Origin of the sequence: Syntrophotalea carbinolica DSM 2380 (genome assembly GCF_000012885.1) — a bacterium.
GTDB lineage: Bacteria > Desulfobacterota > Desulfuromonadia > Desulfuromonadales > Syntrophotaleaceae > Syntrophotalea > Syntrophotalea carbinolica.
This window is the reverse complement of the sequence record NC_007498.2, coordinates 1,809,036-1,829,169: the sequence shown is the minus strand read 5'-3', so window position 1 is coordinate 1,829,169 and position 20,134 is coordinate 1,809,036. Positions and strand designations below refer to the sequence as shown.

The 20,134-nt window shown below is 53.6% G+C and carries 21 protein-coding genes; 2 read left to right on the top strand and 19 right to left on the bottom strand.

Annotation, left to right across the window (positions count from 1 at the left end):
- Positions 1-42 precede the first annotated feature (42 nt).
- The 19 genes from PCAR_RS08725 to PCAR_RS19245 form a co-directional block, all read right to left on the bottom strand.
- Positions 43-1,302 (bottom strand): M16 family metallopeptidase, encoded by a 1,260-nt coding sequence (locus PCAR_RS08725; protein ID WP_011341290.1) that lies wholly within the window; start codon positions 1,300-1,302, stop codon positions 43-45.
- An 11-nt stretch (positions 1,303-1,313) separates the two neighbouring features.
- Positions 1,314-3,413 carry a polyribonucleotide nucleotidyltransferase gene (pnp, locus tag PCAR_RS08720; protein ID WP_011341289.1) on the bottom strand — a complete coding sequence of 700 codons (2,100 nt, stop codon included), beginning with the start codon at positions 3,411-3,413 and terminating at the stop codon, positions 1,314-1,316.
- Positions 3,414-3,617: 204 nt separating this feature from the next.
- The gene (gene rpsO, locus PCAR_RS08715; RefSeq protein WP_011341288.1) at positions 3,618-3,884 is read right to left on the bottom strand and encodes a 30S ribosomal protein S15; all 267 of its coding nucleotides are present in this window, start codon (positions 3,882-3,884) and stop codon (positions 3,618-3,620) included.
- A 100-nt stretch (positions 3,885-3,984) separates the two neighbouring features.
- A complete protein-coding gene (gene truB / locus PCAR_RS08710) occupies positions 3,985-4,905 on the bottom strand; it encodes a tRNA pseudouridine(55) synthase TruB (protein WP_011341287.1) in 921 nt (306 codons plus the stop codon).
- On the bottom strand, positions 4,905-5,861 hold the full coding sequence (locus tag PCAR_RS08705) for a DHH family phosphoesterase (protein ID WP_011341286.1): 957 nt from the start codon (positions 5,859-5,861) through the stop codon (positions 4,905-4,907). Before PCAR_RS08705 ends, truB begins: the two co-directional genes overlap by 1 nt.
- Entirely contained in the window at positions 5,854-6,213 is a 360-nt protein-coding gene (gene rbfA, locus PCAR_RS08700; protein ID WP_011341285.1) for a 30S ribosome-binding factor RbfA, read from the bottom strand. The genes PCAR_RS08705 and rbfA overlap by 8 nt, the downstream gene beginning before the upstream one ends.
- A 12-nt stretch (positions 6,214-6,225) precedes the next feature.
- Positions 6,226-6,513: a DUF503 domain-containing protein gene (locus PCAR_RS08695; RefSeq protein ID WP_011341284.1), complete on the bottom strand. Its 288-nt coding sequence runs from the start codon at positions 6,511-6,513 to the stop codon at positions 6,226-6,228.
- Positions 6,514-6,530: 17 nt separating this feature from the next.
- On the bottom strand, positions 6,531-9,374 hold the full coding sequence (gene infB / locus PCAR_RS08690) for a translation initiation factor IF-2 (protein WP_011341283.1): 2,844 nt from the start codon (positions 9,372-9,374) through the stop codon (positions 6,531-6,533).
- Entirely contained in the window at positions 9,367-10,005 is a 639-nt protein-coding gene (locus PCAR_RS08685) for a DUF448 domain-containing protein (protein ID WP_011341282.1), read from the bottom strand. Before PCAR_RS08685 ends, infB begins: the two co-directional genes overlap by 8 nt.
- The gene (gene nusA, locus PCAR_RS08680) at positions 9,971-11,191 is read right to left on the bottom strand and encodes a transcription termination factor NusA (RefSeq protein WP_011341281.1); all 1,221 of its coding nucleotides are present in this window, start codon (positions 11,189-11,191) and stop codon (positions 9,971-9,973) included. The genes PCAR_RS08685 and nusA overlap by 35 nt, the downstream gene beginning before the upstream one ends.
- A gap of 90 nt (positions 11,192-11,281) precedes the next feature.
- Positions 11,282-11,770, bottom strand: coding sequence for a ribosome maturation factor RimP (gene rimP / locus PCAR_RS08675; RefSeq protein WP_011341280.1), 489 nt, complete (start codon positions 11,768-11,770; stop codon positions 11,282-11,284).
- A gap of 167 nt (positions 11,771-11,937) precedes the next feature.
- A complete protein-coding gene (locus PCAR_RS08670) occupies positions 11,938-13,233 on the bottom strand; it encodes a class I SAM-dependent RNA methyltransferase (protein ID WP_041531730.1) in 1,296 nt (431 codons plus the stop codon).
- Positions 13,234-13,241: 8 nt separating this feature from the next.
- Positions 13,242-13,976: an RNA methyltransferase gene (locus PCAR_RS08665; RefSeq protein WP_011341278.1), complete on the bottom strand. Its 735-nt coding sequence runs from the start codon at positions 13,974-13,976 to the stop codon at positions 13,242-13,244.
- 52 nt (positions 13,977-14,028) lie between these two features.
- Positions 14,029-14,742, bottom strand: coding sequence for an RsmE family RNA methyltransferase (locus tag PCAR_RS08660; protein WP_052643360.1), 714 nt, complete (start codon positions 14,740-14,742; stop codon positions 14,029-14,031).
- A 22-nt stretch (positions 14,743-14,764) separates the two neighbouring features.
- Positions 14,765-15,181, bottom strand: coding sequence for a DNA polymerase III subunit chi (locus PCAR_RS08655; protein ID WP_011341276.1), 417 nt, complete (start codon positions 15,179-15,181; stop codon positions 14,765-14,767).
- 42 nt (positions 15,182-15,223) lie between these two features.
- Complete coding sequence (locus PCAR_RS08650) at positions 15,224-15,769, bottom strand: 2-oxoacid:acceptor oxidoreductase family protein (protein ID WP_011341275.1); 546 nt, start codon at positions 15,767-15,769, stop codon at positions 15,224-15,226.
- A gap of 53 nt (positions 15,770-15,822) precedes the next feature.
- Complete coding sequence (locus tag PCAR_RS08645) at positions 15,823-16,581, bottom strand: thiamine pyrophosphate-dependent enzyme (RefSeq protein ID WP_011341274.1); 759 nt, start codon at positions 16,579-16,581, stop codon at positions 15,823-15,825.
- 2 nt (positions 16,582-16,583) lie between these two features.
- Positions 16,584-17,651: a 3-methyl-2-oxobutanoate dehydrogenase subunit VorB gene (locus PCAR_RS08640; RefSeq protein WP_011341273.1), complete on the bottom strand. Its 1,068-nt coding sequence runs from the start codon at positions 17,649-17,651 to the stop codon at positions 16,584-16,586.
- Positions 17,652-17,730: 79 nt separating this feature from the next.
- Complete coding sequence (locus PCAR_RS19245) at positions 17,731-18,000, bottom strand: 4Fe-4S binding protein (RefSeq protein WP_245523328.1); 270 nt, start codon at positions 17,998-18,000, stop codon at positions 17,731-17,733.
- Positions 18,001-18,298: 298 nt separating this feature from the next.
- On the opposite strand from PCAR_RS19245, the gene PCAR_RS17820 reads away from it, so the two are divergent.
- Both PCAR_RS17820 and PCAR_RS08625 read left to right on the top strand, forming a co-directional pair.
- Positions 18,299-18,766 (top strand): hypothetical protein, encoded by a 468-nt coding sequence (locus PCAR_RS17820; protein WP_011341271.1) that lies wholly within the window; start codon positions 18,299-18,301, stop codon positions 18,764-18,766.
- A 131-nt stretch (positions 18,767-18,897) separates the two neighbouring features.
- Complete coding sequence (locus PCAR_RS08625; RefSeq protein WP_011341270.1) at positions 18,898-20,094, top strand: 6-phosphofructokinase; 1,197 nt, start codon at positions 18,898-18,900, stop codon at positions 20,092-20,094.
- Positions 20,095-20,134: the final 40 nt, after the last annotated feature.

The window sequence follows — 20,134 nt, the reverse complement described above, 5'->3', positions numbered from 1 at the left end:
GGAAATGCAAGAAACGCTTTGGATTAGAAGTGTTTATGGTACTCAGCCAAGAGTCAGATCGACCGAAGGAAAACCTTCTCCCGTAATGGGGCCGACCATTTGAAGGTTCAGATGTTCATCCCGCAGATATTTTCCCGTTAACTGCAGAATGTCCTCACCCGTAACCTGCTGCACATGTTCGACAATCTCGTCGGGAGTCTGAACGTGCCCCAGATAGATTTCATTCTTGGCGAGCCGTGTCATACGATTTTCGGTACTCTCCAGCGAAAGCATGAACTGACCTTTGATCAGTTCCTTCGCCGCCTGTAATTCCTCGGGATTCACCTCATGGTGCTGAAAACGCGACAACTCCCTGAGCACGATATTGATGGCATGTTGGACTTCGGAAGCAGAGGTTCCGGCATAGACCACCAAGGCACCCGAATCCGAATGGGATGTCAGATAACTGTAAACGGAATATGCCATGCCGCGTTCTTCGCGCAGGGTCTGAAACAGTCGGGAGCTCATGCTGCCCCCGAGCATGGTATTCAGTATATTACCGGTGAAACGCTGACCGTGACGTTGATCGGGCGCTCTGGTCCCCAGACAGAAATGAACTTGTTCAATGTCTTTATGCGCTACCTGAATCGTTGAATGCGTGAGAGGTGGGGAACCTGCGGCGCTTTTGCAACCGACAGGGAGGTCGCCGGCAAGACGGGAGATCTGTTCAACCAGATCTTCATGCTGAACATCGCCGGCCACGCAAATGATCAGATTGCTGCCACAATAAAATTTTTCGAGATACGCGAGGAGGTCTCTGCGTTCAAGTGATTGTACCGATTGGACCGATCCGGCGATAGGCCGGCCCAGGGGATGCTCCTGCCAGAAAGAGTGCGTAAACATTTCATGAATGCACTCCTCGGGCGAATCTTCGAGCATGTGGATTTCCTGGAGAATAACCCGCCGCTCTTTCTCCAGTTCGTCGAAATCGAATACCGAATTAAGAATGATATCCGCAAGCAGATCCACCGCCATGGACAGGTGGCGCCCTGCGACCTTTGCGTAGTAACAGCTATATTCGCAACTGGTAAAAGCATTGAGGGCCCCGCCCACCGCATCTATTTCTTTGGCGATGGACGGGGCGCTACGGGTAACTGTCCCTTTGAACAGCATGTGTTCCAGAAAATGAGACACGCCGCTTTGTTCAGACGATTCGTGGCGCGACCCGCATTCGACCCAAAAACCTACCGTAGCCGAATAAGCTCCGGGTACGCGTTCGGTAATAATACGGATGCCATTATCCAGGACAGATTTTTGAACCATAATACCTTGGCTTACCCTTCTTCCGGCAGGGATTGCCCCAAGGCTTCCTTACGAGACAACTTGATCTTGCCTTGCCGGTCGATATCCAGGCATTTAACAAGAACCTGATCACCTTCCTGCAAAATATCGGTGACCTTTTTGACACGTTCCTTGGCCAGTTCGGAAATATGCACCAGGCCTTCCGTGCCGGGGAAAATCTCCACAAACGCACCGAATTCCATGATCTTTTTGACGGTCGCCATATAAAGCTTGCCGACAACGGCCTCCTGAGTGAGATTCCGGATCATTTTGATGGCGGCCTTGCAGGCATCCCCATCCGCCGAAGCGATGTTGATACGGCCATCATCTTCGATATCGATGGCGCACCCCGTTGCTTCGATAATTCCGCGAACGTTTTTCCCGCCCGGTCCGATAACGGTACGCACCTGGTCCGGTTTAACCTGTATGGTCGTGATGCGCGGCGCGTAGGGCGACAGATCGCTCCGCGGAGCGGTGATGGCTTCCGCCATTTTATCCAGAATGTGAAGACGACCTTCCCTGGCCTGCTCCAGTGCCTGCTGCATGATTTCCTTGCTGACACCTTTAATTTTGATATCCATCTGCAGAGCGGTGATCCCTTCACGGGTACCGGTGACCTTGAAGTCCATATCGCCAAGGTGGTCTTCGTCGCCAAGGATATCCGAAAGAACGACGATATCATCGCCCTCTTTGATCAGCCCCATAGCGATACCGGCAACGGCTTCGCTGACAGGTACACCGGCATCCATCAGCGCCAGAGAGGCACCGCAGACACTGGCCATGGAAGAAGAGCCGTTGGACTCCAGGATATCGGAGACAACGCGTAGCGTATAGGGGAAGTCATCGTGGTTGGGCAACACCTGCGCAATAGAGCGCTCGGCAAGCATACCATGGCCGATTTCACGACGTCCGGGAAACAGGCGCATGCTGGTTTCGCCTACGCAGAACGGCGGAAAGTTATAGTGCAGCATGAATTTTTTAAATTCCATAGACTGCACATTGTCCATGCGCTGCTCGTCTTTGGAGGTACCAAGGGCTGCAGCCACCAACGCCTGCGTTTCTCCCCGGGTAAACAAGGCACTGCCATGGGCGCGGGGCAACAGACCGATTTCGCATGTAATCGGACGAATGGTATTCTTGTCGCGGCCATCGATACGGACCTTGTCGCGAGCGACCATCTGACGCACAAGGCGTTTTTGCAAATTGCCGAAAGCCTCGCTTATATCGTCTTCCTGATCTTCAAAATCGGCGGCCAGGGTTTCCAGTATTTCCGTTTTGATTTCTGCCACAGCAGCATAACGGTCCTGCTTGGTACGGATTTTAACAGCTTCGGACAGACGGGTTTCTGCCAGTTCCGCAACCTTTTCCACAACCGCAGGATCGATTTCCGGCACGGAAAATTCGCGTTTTTCCTTACCGGCGATTTTGACCAGTTCAAGCTGAACATCGATCAGAGGCTGAATCGCCTCATGAGCGAAGAACAGCGCATCGAGCATTTCCTGCTCGCTGATAAACCGTGTTTCGCCCTCGACCATAATGATGGCATCGCGGGAACCGGAAACGATAATATCCATATCGCTTTCGGCTCGCTGCTCAATGGTCGGATTGGCGATCAAATTACCTTCGACACGACCGACACGAACGGCAGCAACAGGCCCGTCGAAGGGAATGTCGGATACGGCGATGGCAGCGGAAGCGCCGACCATAGCCAAGGTGTCGGGATCGTTCTGTTCGTCAACCGAGATCACAGTCGGCATGATCTGGGTTTCAAACATATATCCTTTAGGAAAAAGAGGTCGCAAGGGTCTGTCGATCAGACGACACACCAGGGTTTCGCGCTCAGTGGCGCCACGTTCCCGGCGGAAGAAAGAGCCGGGAATTTTGCCACCGGCATAAAATTTTTCCTGATAATTGACGGTAAGAGGGAAAAAGCTCTGTCCTTCGCGCATCTGCTTGGCACTGACGGCAGTACACAGAACTTTGGTGCCGCCGAAGCTGACAACCACGGCACCATCGGCCTGACGGGCCATTTTGCCGGTTTCAAGGGTAAGTGTCTGCCCATTGAACTGACATTCTACTTTTTGATAAGCCAAATTATGCTCCTTTGCTTGAGAGGTTAAACCTTAATCTTCAGTACCTCACAAAAACATTCTCTTTAAACGGCTAAAGGAGACTGGCCTGAAACAACAGCCGCTCATCCACGCGGATCGGCTGTTCTCTCCGGACAACCTCCAATAGCATACAAAAAACTCAGGCAGCAGGCCTCCCAACATCGACGGGAAGCGTGCTGCCCTATACTACCTGCGGATACCGAGACTTTTTATGATTGCACGGTAACGTTCGACATCGTTGCTTTTGAGATAATCCAAAAGACGTCTACGCTGCCCGACAATCTTCAGCAAACCTCGACGCGAGTGATGGTCTTTTTTATGAGTCCGAAAATGCTCGGTCAGATAAGTAATGCGTTCTGACAGCAGAGCAATCTGTACCTCAGGAGAACCTGTATCACCCTCATGACGTTTATACTGATCGATGAGTTCCTGCTTTTTTTCAGTGGCCAGCACCTTGCCACCTCCTTTCGTGTTGAAATTCAACCTAAATGGTTATTATAACGTTATAAAGCGTAATTTAAATAGCATAGTTACGTGGTGGTGTAAAGCGCAATTAAGAGCTACCGCCATCATTAAAAACCCGCAACAACTCAAAATCGCCACGGCTTTCCCGCGCCCTCGAAGGCACGTATGTCGCCATGGCGAGCGCTCCCCCGGGACCCACAAGTAAAACCTGGGTTCCCTCTTCGAAATCGATTGTATCCGCTATCATATCCGCCGTGGGAGGAATGCCGTAACCAAGACGTTTTATACCCTCCGGGCAAACATTCAGGGACGGATATTCCCGAAGCGCTTCGGCAATCGACAAAAGCAGTTCCGGACGATCCTCAGGAGCCATCAATTCAATGGCTTCCAGGGTGACGGCTTCCTTGACGTCAAAAGGAGCGCTTCGCAGACGTCGCAGAGCTGTCAAGTGTGCGCCGCAACCGAGTTTAACACCGATATCATGGCAGATAGTACGAACATAAGTCCCCTTCGAACAATGCACATCGAAGGTGATATTCGGAGGCTCGACAGCCAATAATTGCAGATCAAAAATCGTGATACGTCTGGGTTTGCGGCTGACCTCCACACCTTGCCTGGCGAGTTTATATAGCGGCACCCCATCCTTTTTCAGCGCCGAATACATAGGAGGCATCTGATCGTAACTGCCAACCATGCTATGACAGACATCGGCTACAGACTGCGCATCGATGTGTCCCGGATCGCTGGTAGCCACAATCTGCCCTTCGGAATCCTGAGTATCGGTGGTCTTGCCGAGAACCAGCGACGCGCGGTAAACCTTATTTTCCTGCATAAGGAACTGAAGGATCCGGGTAGCCTGACCGAGGGCCACTACCAAGACACCGGTAGCCAGAGGGTCGAGGGTACCGGCATGTCCGACCTTACGCAAACCGAACAGGCGCCTGATACGTCCTACCACAGCATGGGAGGTCATCCCCTGCGGCTTATCGACAATAAGGATACCGTTCATCAGCAGAGCGGAAGAAGTGCGTTCAGGCGGTCGAAAACAACTTCTTGAACTTGTTCCATACTACCTGCAACCGTAGCTCCGGCGGCATTGTGATGCCCTCCTCCCCCAAGTTCACGGGCAAGAGATCCCACATCAACCTTACCTTTGGATCGGAAACTGACCTTAAACAGATCATCTTCGACTTGCCGGAAAAACAAGGCAACCTCAACGCCTCGAATGGAACGAGGATAATTGATAAGACCGTCTGTATGCTCAGGACGAGCGCCTGCTGCCTGCAACATTCCGGTCGTAACCATAACCGACCCGAAACGCCCGCAGGAGGAAACGGTGAGGGTTTCCAATACATGGGAAAGAAGCTTTATCTGTTCGGCAGGCCTGCTTTCATAGAGATTCCCGGCCACATACCATGGCGAAACCCCGACTTCCACCAGCGCCGAAGCGATCTGAAAAGCTTCGGGATTGGCATTGGAATAGCGAAACGACCCGGTGTCGGACAGAATGGCCGTGTAGACACACAATGCAACATCATGTGAAATACTGTAGCCGGCCGTTTGGATAATGCGATAGATAAGCGCGCCTGTGGCACAAGCCTGCTCATCCACATAATTTATGGCACCAAAGGGTTCGGAATGCGGATGGTGATCCACATTGACCAGCTTCGAGCAATGATTTTGCAGGAAATCACCCGCCCGCCCCAATTCGCCGGAGTCAAGAATGAAACCCACATCGTACGAGCTCAAAGCTTCAGGCTGACAGATCACCTCGTCGGCGCCGGGCAAAAACGAAAGCTCTTCAGGTATGCCATCAAGATTAAATGCGACGGCGTTTTTCCCCAATTGGCGCAAAAAGCTGACCAGAGCCAGGGTGGAACCCACAGCATCACCATCCGGATGAGCATGGGAGGCCACCAAAAAACTCTGGCTCTCCCCGATCAATTGGACGATCGCATTAATCATCGCTGGGTTTGTCCTCATTCAGTTGTCGCAACAGACTTTCGATACGGTTTCCGTACTCGAGGGCCTTGTCAAATTCAAATACAAGGTCGGGTACATACCTCATGCGCAGACGCCGGCCAAGCTCCCTACGGAAAAAAGGTGTCGCACTTTCCAGACCCTTTTGCGTTTCCTTGCGCTGCTCTTCTTCACCGTATACGGTGTAATAAACGCGCGCAAGATGCATGTCGGGAGTTACGCTCACAGCGGTGATGGTCACGAATCCCACGCGTGGATCCTTAAGGCCCTTAAGCAACAGGGCCGATATTTCCTTTTGCAATTGCTCGCCGACGCGATGCGGTCGTGGATGATCCAAATTCTACACCTGTCAATAATGTATGAGTTCCATGTCCTGCCGGATAATTTCGGCAAGCGATGATCGCTCGAGTTCTACAATCACCTTCTGCAGGATTCGATCCGCAGAAGCTTCGTCCTTTTCAACTATGGTGAAGCCGATCGTCGTCCTCTGCCATAGATCGCGATGTCCGACCTCGGCGCAACTGACGGGAAAACGCGCACGGCAGCGCCCGATAAGGCTTTTGACCACAGCGCGTTTGGCCTTAAGGTTTTGGGCGCCATGGATAAAGAGTTCAACCTGCATAACCCCGACAACCATGATCGATCCCAAACCTGTCAGAGAGAGGTTTTCACCTCTTCCATTTCAAAGACTTCGATAATATCGCCGACCTTGATGTCATTGTAGTTCTCAAGGCTCAACCCGCATTCATAACCATTCTGAACTTCGCGGGCATCATCTTTAAAACGTTTCAAGGATGCAAGCTTACCTTCCCAAATCACAACGTGATCACGGATCAACCGCACCTGCGCATTGCGCAGCACCTTGCCTTCGGTAACGTAACAACCGGCAATCGTCCCCACTTTGGATACATGGAAGGTTTCACGAACTTCCACCTTACCGAGATGTTTCTCTCTCAGCGTCGGGGCAAGCAAGCCTTCCATAGCATCCCGGATATCATTTACCGCATCATAAATGACATTATAGAAGCGGATATCAACGCCCTCTGTTTCTGCAAGAGCTGCCGCCTTGGATTCGGCGCGCACATTGAAGCCGAGAATGATGGCATCGGAAGCAGAGGCAAGAGACACATCGCTTTCATTGATACCACCGACGGCGGTATGAATGACAACCAGTCGACATGCATCGGTGGAAAGCTTGACCAGCGAATCGCGAACGGCTTCCACGGACCCCTGAACATCGGCCTTGATGATAACTTTAAGCTCCTGAACCTCGCCTTCCTGCATGCGGGCATAGAGTTGTTCCAAAGATATCTTGCTGGTAGATGCCAATTCCTGCTCGCGGACTTTGCGTTGCCTGTGGGTGGCCACTTCCTTGGCGTCTTTTTCGGACTCGACAGCATGGAAAGAATCACCAGCCGTTGGCGTTCCGGAAAGACCTGTGACCTCGACGGGGCAAGCCGGTCCGGCTTCCTCCAGACGTTCCCCACGATCGTTGGTCATGGTGCGAACCTTACCGTAGTGCAGACCCGAAACGATAGGATCGCCGATACGCAAGGTGCCTTCCTCCACCAGAACCGTGGCTACGGGACCGCGTCCACGATCGAGACGCGCTTCTACAATGGCACCTTTTGCACGCTTGTTCGGATTGGCTTTAAGTTCCAGAACCTCTGCCTGAAGCAGAACCATTTCCAGCAAAGAATCGAGATTGGTGCGATTTTTAGCGGACACCTCGACAAAGATGGTATCGCCACCCCATTCCTCCGGGATCATTTCGAACTCGGTGAGTTCCTGCTTGACGCGATCGGAATTGGCGTCGGGCTTATCCATCTTGTTGACAGCCACGATAATGGGAACGCCGGCAGCCTTGGAATGGTTGATGGCTTCCTTGGTTTGCGGCATGACACCGTCATCGGCAGCAACAACCAGAATAACGATATCGGTAACTTTGGCTCCACGGGCTCGCATGGAGGTAAAGGCTTCGTGACCAGGCGTATCGAGGAAGGTGATCTTCTTGTCATCCACACTAACGTCGTAGGCACCGATATGCTGGGTGATCCCGCCGGCCTCTCCGCCGGTTACATTGGTGGCTCGAATCGCATCCAGCAAACTGGTTTTACCATGGTCGACATGGCCCATGATGGTAACGACCGGCGGCCTGGGCACGCACCCTTCTTCACTATCGCCTTCTTCGGTGACAGCGGCAGTATCCGCCAGCAGGTTTTCTTCGTCGAAAGCCACGTTTTCCACTTCGTAATTGAATTCGGAAGCGAGGATGGCAGCGGTTTCGAAATCGAGGGGGTGATTGATGGTGACCATTTGCCCCTGGCGCATAAGTTCGGTGATAAGGTCCTTACTCTTGACCCCCATGCGCTTGGCCAGTTCACCGACGGTAATGACATCGCTGATGCGGATGATACGTTTGATCGCCTTGGAGACGGTAACCTCAGTTTTCTTTTGCGGCTTGGGAGTCTTTTTACCGCGACGCATACGACGTTCATCGCGTTCCGGCTCGTAAACCTGCCTGCGAGCACGACGCCCCTTACCGCCGTCGGCAAAGCCTTTATCCTTATCGTACGAATTGCCTTTGCCCTTTTTACCCTTTTTGCCTCCGCGAACCTCTTTATCAGGGGCCGGACCGCCGTCAAATGGCACAGCCGCCTGGGGTGCGGCTTCTTTAGCGCGAGGCGCCGGACCGCCGGAAGGCTTTGCTCCCTTGGGACGTTCGGGGCGTCCTTTGCCATTTTTAGCGCGTTCCTGGCGTTTGGGAGGCGAGGTCAGCGTGGAGAGCTCCACGCGGCCGAGAATTTTGGCACGATTAGCCGTAGCTTTTTCTACTTTGGGTTTTTCCTTGGTCACCGAAACTTCAGCCGCTTCCGACTGCCCTTTTGATTGATCGGCCGTTTTTGATTCTTCGAGCTCCCCGGAAACAGCCTTGCTTTCAGCTTCAACGGACGGTTGTTCCTCTACCTTTGGCTCTTCTTCGGCGACCGGTGTTGTCTCAACATGTTCTTCCTGCTCAACAGCAGATGGCTCTTCGACCACTTCCTCCACTGCAGGCTCCGCGATTACTTCTTCTACGACCGGCTCCTCCGCCTTGGGTTCCGGCGCAGGCGCTGCAACCTCTTCCTGTTTGCCCGCGGGGGGGGGCTCAACAGCGATCTCCGGTTGATCAGAGACGGGTTGCACTTCTTCTGCGGGAGCTTCTTCGGCGACAGCGGTGTCTACAGAGGAAGGTTCTTCGGCAGCTGCGGGGGGCGCCGCCTTCTCTTCCTGGGGGACTTCTTTGCGACGACGCCGAATGACGCCGGCGGTAATGCGGCGTTCTTCTACGCGTTCCACCTTGGCGGGTGCTTCATCAAGCTTCTCGACATCTTCCTCACTCAAGACACTCATGTGGCTTTTTGCGTCAATGCCGGCTTCGTGGAGCTTTTCCAGCAACACTTTATTATCGACACCCATTTTTTGTGCTAATTCATATACTCGTATTTTTTTACCCATTAAGCTCCCCCGCGAATTTATCCAGCCGTTCCAGTTCATCCACAACGGATACGGCCAGTGAACCACTTTTCAACGCAACGACACCGCGTTCGGATTTCCCAAGCAACTGCCCCATGTGCTCCTTACCGAACGGAGCAAAACACGGAATGCCGCTACATCGGGCCGTTTTATCTACTTTATCGGCAATGGCAGGCGAAAGATCGGATGCCCGCAGAAGTAATCCGAAGTGTTTTCCGGATCGTATTTCGGACAAGACCTGACGGGTGCCGGAGACGACCTGCCCCGCTTTTCTCGCCATGCCGATTAAACTCAATACTTTAGCGCGAACCTGCTCTTGAAGGGCTTGCCACAATACATCCGTGGAAGCAACCTGGCCGCCCCTTAATGAACGTTGCAGCTGGCCTCGTTTTACGGCGGTGTCAACACATTCGTGATTGAAGCAGGTATAAACACCGCGACCTGGCAATTTTCTTCGATAATCGATGACGATCTCACCTTGCGGGCTGAGAACATACCGTACCAAAAGATCCTGGTCAAGAGACTTCCTGCACCCGGCACAGGTTCGCTGAGGACCGGACTTAACGACGCTGCCAGGTTCAGGCCGACGGCTCTTCGACCGATCCTTCTTCATTCGAATCTGAAACCTCCGTCACTTCGTCCGAAGCATCATCCAACACCGCATCTACACTCGGTGATTCCTGTACGGTGGCGTCCTCGGATGCCACATCCTCAGACGAGGCATCTTCAACAGCCACGGACTCCCCAAGGGCCTCCTTGGCGGCCTCTGCGGCACGTGTCTCGCTCTTGATATCGATATTCCAGCCGGTCAACCTAGCCGCCAAGCGGACATTCTGACCCTTTTTACCAATGGCCAGAGACAACTGATCGTCAGGCACAATGACTTCCAGGGCCTGTTCATCGTTGTCGAGATAGATTCTGGTGACCTCAGCCGGCGCGAGAGAGGCACATACAAAGCGTCCCACGTCAGGCGACCAGGGAACGATATCGATCTTTTCACCCCGCAATTCGGAAACCACGTTCTGCACACGAGAACCCCGCATGCCGACACAGGCGCCGACAGGGTCAACATCCGGATCGTAAGAGGCTACTGCAATCTTGGTGCGGCTACCGGCCTCACGGGCCACGGCCTTGATCTCCACGATACCTTCGGCAATCTCGGGCACCTCAAACTGGAAAAGCGATGCCACAAGCCCGGGATGGGTTCGCGACAGAATAATCTGCGGCCCCTTGGTAGAGATTTTAACCTCGGAGATAAGCACGCGTGCCCGATCCCCCTGACGATAGTTTTCCCTGGGCACCTGTTCCCGGTGAGGCAACAGCCCTTCGGCAAGGCCGAGATCGACGATAAGATCACCGCGCTCGTACCTGCGGACGATGCCGTTAACAAGTTCGCCGACACGATCCTTGAACTCATTGTATATTTTTTCCCGCTCGGCTTCGCGCACCTTCTGAATAATGACTTGCTTGGCGGTTTGGGCCGCGATGCGGCTGAAGTTGCCGCTTTCTATCTTCATCCCCAGGGAGTCGCCCACCTCGACTTCTTCATCGATTTCACGGGCTTCCTCGAGATCGATCTCCTTATAGGAGTCAACCACCTCATCGACAACCGTTACGAACTCAAAGAGTTCAACCTCCCCCAGTCCGTCGTTGAAGTGAGCTTCCAGATCGCGAGTATTGCGGTACTTTTTGTTCGCTGCAGAAAGCACGGCAGACTCAAGGGCTTCGACCAGAACTCCCCGATCAATGCCCTTTTCTTTCACAACCTGTTCGATGATATGGTTAAGATTTACCAACATCCAAATCCCCCTCGATGTTTTTTTAGATCCGCCCTTCCTACAAAACATGAAGGCGGCGACCATCCAATGATGACCGCTAGCGGCGTTGAATCAGAATTCAATTTCCAGATTGGCTTTTTCGATATCCTCAAAAGGAATTTCCATCCGGAAACCGTTTTTATCTTTAAGCTCGAGGACAACCTTACCCTCGGACAGACCAGCAAGGACGCCGACAAAGGTCTTTCTTCCGCGCCCCTTGCCATCGACATCGATCGAGACCCGACTTTTCACCTTGGCCAGTCGACCGGCGAACCGCTCGTAGTCTTCGAGCTTGGTTAAAGGACGATCGAGGCCGGGTGACGAAACTTCCAGATTATACGCGGTATCAATGGGGTCCTCAACCTCGAGAAGCACGCCAACCTCCCGACTGACTTCGGCACAGGCATCGAGAGTCACGCCGCCGGGTTGATCAATGTACAAGCGCAGAATCCAGCCCTGTCCTTCCCGTCTGTATTCGACGTCAACGAGTTCGCGCCCCTTTTCTTCCAGAACAGGCAGAACGAGAGAACGGATTTTATCCAGAACGGTCTGTTGCGTCATGCGATCGAATTTTCCTCTGCTTGAAATAAAAAAAGTGAGCTTAGAGCCCACTTTTCCGTAGTGAACGTATTTGACATATGATTGTTACCATAAAGCATTGAATAAAGCAAGAAAGATTTTATATTCAAACCTTTCCCAGACGACCGATTCACTCCTGGCCGCCTCTCTCAAACTCTCTCCAGAAAGGTAATGCTTTCGGTATGATGCGTGTGCGGGAACAAGTCGAAGGGGCGTGACCACACCAACCGATAACCGTTGTGCAGCAACGGCAGCAGATCCCGGACGAGTGTTGGGGGATCGCACGAAACATACAGGATTCTTGCAGGACGCACGGTCACCAGTTCGCGGGCCACATCATAGGCGCCACTCCTGGGCGGATCCATAATCACCAGATCGATCGCACCATCCGCACCGTACTCCGTGGCTGCACCGTACGCTTCCCGGGCAAAGAACGAAACATTTTCTATCTCGTTCAAACGGGCATTGAGGCGTGCCATTTCAATACTTTGCAGATAAGCTTCCACCCCTACCACCTCCTGCGCCAGACGCGCAACGGGCAGGCTGAAATTACCCATACCGCAGAAAAGATCCAACACCCTCCCCGGCGGATTGCTGACCAACGTACCGACAACCTCGCGCACCATGGCTCGATTTTGCGGCAGGTTGATCTGGGCGAAACCACCCGGTCCGTACCCAAGTCGCAGTTCCGGAGTATCGACCTCGATCAGCAACTCCACCGGCCCGCACACATGTTGCAGATTATGCTTGCGACCGGTTTGAACAAAAAGCCCCATATTCGCCGACAGGGCACCCGGCTTCAGGTGAGTCACGAAGTCATCCACATCGTTGGCCAGGCAATGAACGACAGCCCTCACCCGCTCCTGGTCATCGACAGCCAGGTCGATCTGCGAAACAAACTGGCTCCAGCGCGTATTTTCGATCCATGACCGCAACAGGTCCTTGGCTTGATTCAGCAGCGGATGAAGAATGGGGCAATGGTCTACCGGTATGACATAATGACTTCCCCGGCGATAAAATCCGACCAGAAAACCTTTTGGCGTATTCAGACACTTAAGCTGCACCCGGCTGCGATAGCCCCATTGCTGGGGTGATGGCACAATCGGCCGGACAAGCTCGGAATCCACGTCGAGCTTGCGCACCAGAAAGTCTCGAAAAATCGTCTCCTTCCAATGACATTGCTCGGCGTATGGCAGATGCAGCCACTGACAACCGCCGCATTGCCCGAAGGCGGGACAAGCCGGTGCGATGCGATGTTCGGACGCCACCAGGACACGCTCCGCCCGAGCTTCGATATAGCGTTTTTTTTGTCGCACAATCCGGCACTGTACGTGGTCGCCGGGCACGGTAAGGGGCACAAAAACCACCTTTCCGGCATAGCGCCCGACACCGCTGCCGCCATAGGCAAGCGACTCAATGTGCAGGTCGTCTATATAATCGGACATATTTGCCATCACTCTTCCCGACGCTGCCCGTTGAGCCAGTCCAGACGACTCCAGAGCCCTCTCAAGATACGCACCTCCCGATCATTGAGCCCGGCCCGGCCGAAAATCCTGCGGAAGCTGCGCAAAATATGATCCGGATTCTGAGGGTCGAGAAAACCGATATCGGTAAGCGTATCCCGCATGTGTCGGTACATGGCTTCCAGGGTAGCTATGGACGATGTCGATTTCCTGCCCGCCGTCTTGCCACATGCTATCGCAGCAACACGCGACGTCTCGTAAAGACAGATCGATACGGACTGGGCCAGATTCATGGAAGGACAGGCATCGTCCGTAGGAATAGTTACAAAGCGCTGACAGAGATCGAGTTCCGAAGTCTCCAGCCCTTTGTCCTCCCGCCCAAAAACCCAAGCTACCCTGCCACCCTGGGTAGCGGGGATGAATTCCCGGGCAGCATCGTCCGGATGCAGAAAATCCTCGCGATATTTACCAAACCGTCGCGTTGTGCCATACGCAAGATTACAATCCGCCAGCGCAGAGGGCAAATCGGGAAACAGACGCGCCCCTTCCAAAATCCCCGACGCCTTGACCGCCATACGCCGGGCATCATCGCACAAATGATCCGCCACAGGGTTTACCAGACGCAAATCGGAAAACCCGAAATTCATCATGGCCCGACAAACGGAACCTATATTAAGCGGCCCCTGGGGTTCAACGAGAACCACACAGATATGAGCGAAATTCATAATGACCTCATTTCCCCTGTTACCCTATTGCATGACCTATCTTCCGCCACCGTCAGTCGAGACCGCCCAACATAAACTGCACGAGGGCTGCTCCGGCGATGGCGGCAGTTTCCGTACGGAGAATCCGTGGGCCGAGGCTTACCGTCAGAATCCCGGCGTCGGAAGCCTGTTGTGCTTCATGCCGGGCAAAGCCTCCTTCGGGCCCTATTATTATCGAAGCGCTGCTGATATCTTTCGACGTAAAAGCGTCATGCAGCCTCGCCTGCGCATCCCCCTCGTAAAGCATGAGGTTAAGATCCCACATACTCACTTCTTCGAGAACCTGATCGAAGCTCATGACAGGACCAAGCTCGGGGATATCCCCCCTGCGGCACTGTTTGGCCGCACGCAGGACGACTTCGGGCCAGCGATGAGATTTACGCTGCCCGGCATCCCTTTCTGCAAGCGTTGTGGAATGCGAACATACGAACGGCACTATGCGTTGGACACCCAATTCCACACTTTTTTGCAAAATCAGCTCGAAACGCTCTTTTTCCGGCAGTGCCTGATAAAGTGTCAGCGACTTTGACGGAACACATGTCGATACAAGCGGCTGAAACGGCACGACCTTGTTTGAATCGACGAGTCGCGCCCTGAAACAGATACCCTGGCTATCGACAACCGTCACAATAGCCCCGGGACGAATCGACCAATACGACAAAGCCCTGACCGCATCGGGCGGCAGGGCCATTTCCTTTTCAACGACGGCAGGGCAATCGAGCCGCACAACGCTCCGAGCCCCTCCCTTGTTAACGCATGGCAACCTCAAAACCGGTCTCCCGAAAATGCGCATACCGCTTCCTCGCGGCAACCTTAAGCTGCGGCTCGTAAAGCTCCGCAAAATCAATAACCAGATCGAACTGGCGGATAAAATCCAAGGAACAGGGCTTGCCCATAATGAGCACCCCGGCATTGTTCGGATTGCGTTCTTCTACCTCAATAATGACCGGTTCGTCAAGACAATCCACAGCCCCATTATCGTAAACATGCGGAATAAAGGCTCCCTTCTTCCAGGTCCACATGAACCGGTCGAGGGTCACCCCCTGATTATCGTCGCAAACCATGACCAACACCCGTTGCCCCTGAGTGAAAAAATGCTCGGCCAATTCACACAGGTGTTTTGCTTTTTCGGGGCGTTTAATTTTAACGAACTCAACCCGCGTCATGCGTCTAACACCCTATCTTCCTGTAAAAACGGAGCGCAGCCCCTATGCCTTGCGGGCAAAATCGGCGCCACAATCCAGAGCCTGGTTGTTGGCCGGGATAAATCGCTTGTTGCGTTCAGGTAGTATCTTGTCGAGCCCCGATTTTAAACTATCCAGACTTACGACGCCGGTCAGCTCTGCATAAGCGCCCATCACAATCATATTAACGAGGCGCGCGTTGCCGACTTCCGCTGCCAATTCATTGGCCGGAACGCCAAGCAACCGCAGATCGGAGCGATGCTGAGGCACCTGTTCGACGAGAGAGGAGTTATAGATGCACAGACCGCCCGATGCGATACCCTCAAAATACTTATCCATAGCGAGTTGATTGAACAACAAGGCCGTCCCCGGATGGCCGATAACGGGAGAGCCTATTTCTTCCCCGGAGACAATCACGGTACAGGTGGCCGCCCCGCCGCGTTTTTCAGGGCCATAGGCAGGAAAATAGGTCGCATTCTTGTCCTCAAGAATGGCAGCACACGCCAACAGGTTGCCGACAAGCAAAATACCTTGCCCGCCGTACCCGGCCATAAAAACATTATCGCTCATTACGTCAAGTCCATTTCGCAAGCAGTTTCAGGCTTAGGAACAACACTACCGCCCTACCCTTTGGTCGTGATGTCCTTATAAACGCCAAGCGGGAAAAAATCCATCATCTCGTTACCGACCCGGGCATTAGCATCGATGGGCGACATTCCCCAGTTGGTCGGACAGGCGCCCAGAACCTCGACAAAAGCAAAGCCCTGTTTTTTTACCTGCATTTCAAAAGCCTTGAGAATCGTTCGACCGGCCTCAATGGCACGTTTCGGCGTATCCACCGCCACCCGCGCTGAAAAACCGGTACCGTCAAGCATGGCGAGCAATTCGGCCACACGGATCGGATGCCCCTCTTTCGCAACATCGCGACCATAGGGGGAGGTCGTCGTAACCTGCCCCGGCAATGTGGTCGGAGCCATCTGCCCGCCGGTCATGCCGTATGTCGTATTGTTCAGAAAGATAACGGTAATCGGCTCCCCGCGATTGGCTGCGTGAATGATTTCCGCGGTTCCGATCGCGGCCAGATCCCCGTCCCCCTGATAGGTGAAAACCACATTGTCCGGGTGAACGCGCTTCACGCCGGTAGCAACGGCCGGAGCACGTCCGTGAGGGGCCTCGACGACATCGATATCGAAATAGTCGTACAGCAGAACGCTGCACCCGACGGAGCCGATGCCTACCGTTTGCTGTTGCACATCGAGCAGGTCGATAGCTTCCGCCACCAGGCGATGCACCGTACCATGATGACACCCGGCACAATAATGAGTGGGAACTTCCTTCAATGCCGAGGGACGCTGGAAAACCGTCTGAACGTTAGAATCCATGATCAGTCCTTATAGTGCTTACAGATCTGTTCGAAGATTTCTTCAGGATTAGGCAGAGAACCGGTGCCCCCTGGCCGTCCGTAAAAACGTATATCCGCACCGGGATGGGCGGATAGCCGAACGTCTTCGACCATCTGACCGTTATTCAACTCCACACACAGTACCTTGGGCGTCTCGGCCGTTGCCTTGCGATAAATTTCGGCCGGGAAAGGATAGAGCGTGATCGGCCGGATCAGGCCGACTTTAAGTCCTTCCCTGCGCGCCATGGCGATAGCTGTCTTGACGATGCGCGCTGCCCCGCCGAATGCCGTCAGAATCAATTCGGCATCCTCCAGGCCGGTGGCTTCAAAACGGATTTCCCGCTCTTTCAGCCGTTCATATTTAGCATGCAGATGCCAGTTATGCGCCTCCAATTCACCATCGCCAAGGTACAGAGACTTTACAGCGTTGCTGCGGATTCGGCCTCTCTTGCCGGTAACAGCCCAGTCTTTAGCCGGAAGATCCTCGGGAGCCCGGTAGGAATTGGGCACCAACGCTTCTTTCATCTGCCCCAGCATGGCATCGCCGAGAATCATGGCGGGGATACGATACCGGTCGGAAAGATCGAAAGCCAGCATGGTCAAATCGTAAAGCTCCTGAACCGAGTGAGGCGCCAGCACTATCAGATGGTATCCCCCGTGTCCGGCCCCTTTGACCGCCTGAAAGTAATCGGCCTGCGACACATCGATCCCGCCCAGACCGGGACCGGGCCGCTGAATATTGACTATAACGGCAGGCACTTCGGATCCGGCCATAAAAGACATGCCCTCGGCCTTGAGTGAAATGCCCGGCCCGGAGGAGGATGTCATGACGCGCCCTCCGGCGGCACCGGCGCCGAGAACCATATTGATGGCAGCCACTTCGCTCTCGGCCTGGACAAACGTGCCGCCGACCAGGGGCATTTCGCGCGACATGTATTCAGGGATATCGTTCTGCGGAGTGATGGGGTAACCGAAATAATAACGGCAGCCAGCCTCGATAGCTCCCATGGCTATCGCTTCATTACCCTTGACAAATAGACGTTTTTTCAAAACAACCTCCAGGCTGTGTTGAAACACATATAAGGAAAATCGGGATCTTGTTTTAGCGAGCCTGTAGAGGCCTGCGAATTTATGACTTACCGGCCTTGATAACCGTAATGGCGACGTCAGGACAAATCCGCGCACACAACGCGCAGGAGATACAATTTTCCTGATCTGCCTCACTTATTTCAACCAGGGGATACCCCTGCTTGGTAAGCTTGCTCCCGATTCGTAATAGTTTTTTAGGACAGGCCCCGGCACAAAGCCCGCATCCTTTGCAAAAGTCTTCATCAATAAGGATTCTTTTCACCGACAGCACCTTTTGGTAAACATCTGACAATTCTGGGTTCCGCTGCATCACACACGGTCGCCGAAACATATCAAATCACCTGGATTTTGGCAACACCGAATGAAAGTTCCTGCTTTCTTAACAAGGTGCCCTTGCAAAACTTCGTTATGCATCTCTGAAAGGCCATGGCGACATGAAAACACCGCGACAATCGCCGTGTGCGAGGGCCAGACTCACACCTTTCCCCGATGCGTTTGGTTATATCGTGCAAAGACACCATCCGACATTAAATCCAAAAAGTTGAAGTCCCAGGTAAACCTAAAACAGAAAGTTACGTCTATGTTGTCAAAAGAAAGGAGAAAACATCATGAAAAGAAAACTTTTATCGTTAACCCTGTCCGCTGCAACATTAAGTATCGCCTGCCTGATAGGTTCTCCAGCCTGGTCCGCCGACCGGCATGACCCGGTGCAGCGCAACCAGCAACAAAGAATAACCCAGGGGGTTCGGTCAGGCGAAATCACCCGGCCGGAACTACGGAAACTACGTCACGAGCAACGTCGGATCAAACGCTTTTCCCGCCAGGCCCGCGCCGATGGAAAAATGAACAAATGGGAGCGGCGCCATTTGAAGGCCATGAAAAATCACGCCAGCCGCAATATCTATCAGGCTAAACACAATAAACGCTCTTACAATCATTGCCACCCCCAGAACACCAGACACAGGAAGAACTGTCACGCGGCGGCTGGACACAAAACCTGTCGCAAGGTCGACTCGGTCAGAATAGCAATGACGCAGCCGGGGATGTCCTTCGCCTGGAACATGAATCTTCACTAACACCACTTCGTAGATCTCAAAATCCGGCCTGCCATCGCATTATGCAGGCCGGATTTTTGCCTCCCGCCAATGCTCGGTTATAATCGATACACGAACACTGTATTCAATAACCATGGAGAAGGAGGAGGCGTATGAGCTATCGCGGCACCATCGGCATCCTTACCGGCGGGGGAGATGTCCCGGGATTGAATCCGGCCATCCGCGCAGTTACGTTCCGCGCATTACGTGAAGGCTACCGGGTTGTCGGTATTCGTCGGGGCTGGGGCGGACTGGTAGACTATCAACTCGACAATCAGATCGACAACAGCGCTCACGTACAGATTCTCACCGAAGATTTGGTCAATCGTGCCGGCCGTACGGGTGGCACATTTTTACACACGTCCCGCACCCTTCCCGCCCGCCTGCCCCGTTCTGCCGTACCCCAGCATCTGCGCGCCCGATACGATGACGACATCAATGACGTAACACCGCATGTTTTGGATGCCATAGAAGCCATTGGCATCGATTACCTTATTCCCATCGGTGGCGACGACACCCTGAGCTACGCAGAACGACTCCATCGCGAAGGCATTCGCATCGTGGGCATCCCGAAAACCATGGATAACGATGTTCCCGGCACCGACTATTGCATCGGTTTCAGCACCTGCGTGACCCGCACCATCGAACTCACTCATACCCTGCGTACCACCGCCGGTTCCCACGAACGATTACTGGTGATCGAAGTGTTCGGCCGGTACGCGGGCTTTACCGCCATGCTGCCGACCATGGCCGGCGCAGCTGACCGTTGTGTCATCCCCGAACAGCCCTTCGACATGAGGCATTTGACGCGATTGCTGGTAGAGGATCGCAACCACCACCCAAGCGGCTATGCGGTGGTGCTGGTATCGGAAGGTGCTACGATGGTTGATGAAGCGGGAATGTCCTTTGAAGGGCAGGAAAAAGATCAGTATGGCCACCGCAAGTTGGGGGGGATCGGCGACAAGGTCGCCGCGCAGCTCAAAGAACTCTCCCCCGAATTCAACAAGGGGAAGCGCATCAACGTGGTCAACCAGCGCCTGGGATACCTTGTTCGCTGCGGCAACCCGGACGCCATCGATTCCATCGTCCCCATGGCCTACGGTAATTTGGCGCTGGATCTGATACTGAAAAACCGTTCCGGTCAGCTTATCGCATTGCGCAACGGCTGTTATGCCAATGTCCCTATCGATATCGTATCCAGCCGCAAAAAAATTGTGACGGTCGACAAATATTACAACGCGGAACGCCTCAGACCAAAATACGAAACCTTCCGCGACCAGCCCATGTTTATCATGACCAGCGAGATGTAAAAACGCCTACAGACGCCTGCGGATTGCCAACGACGGATGA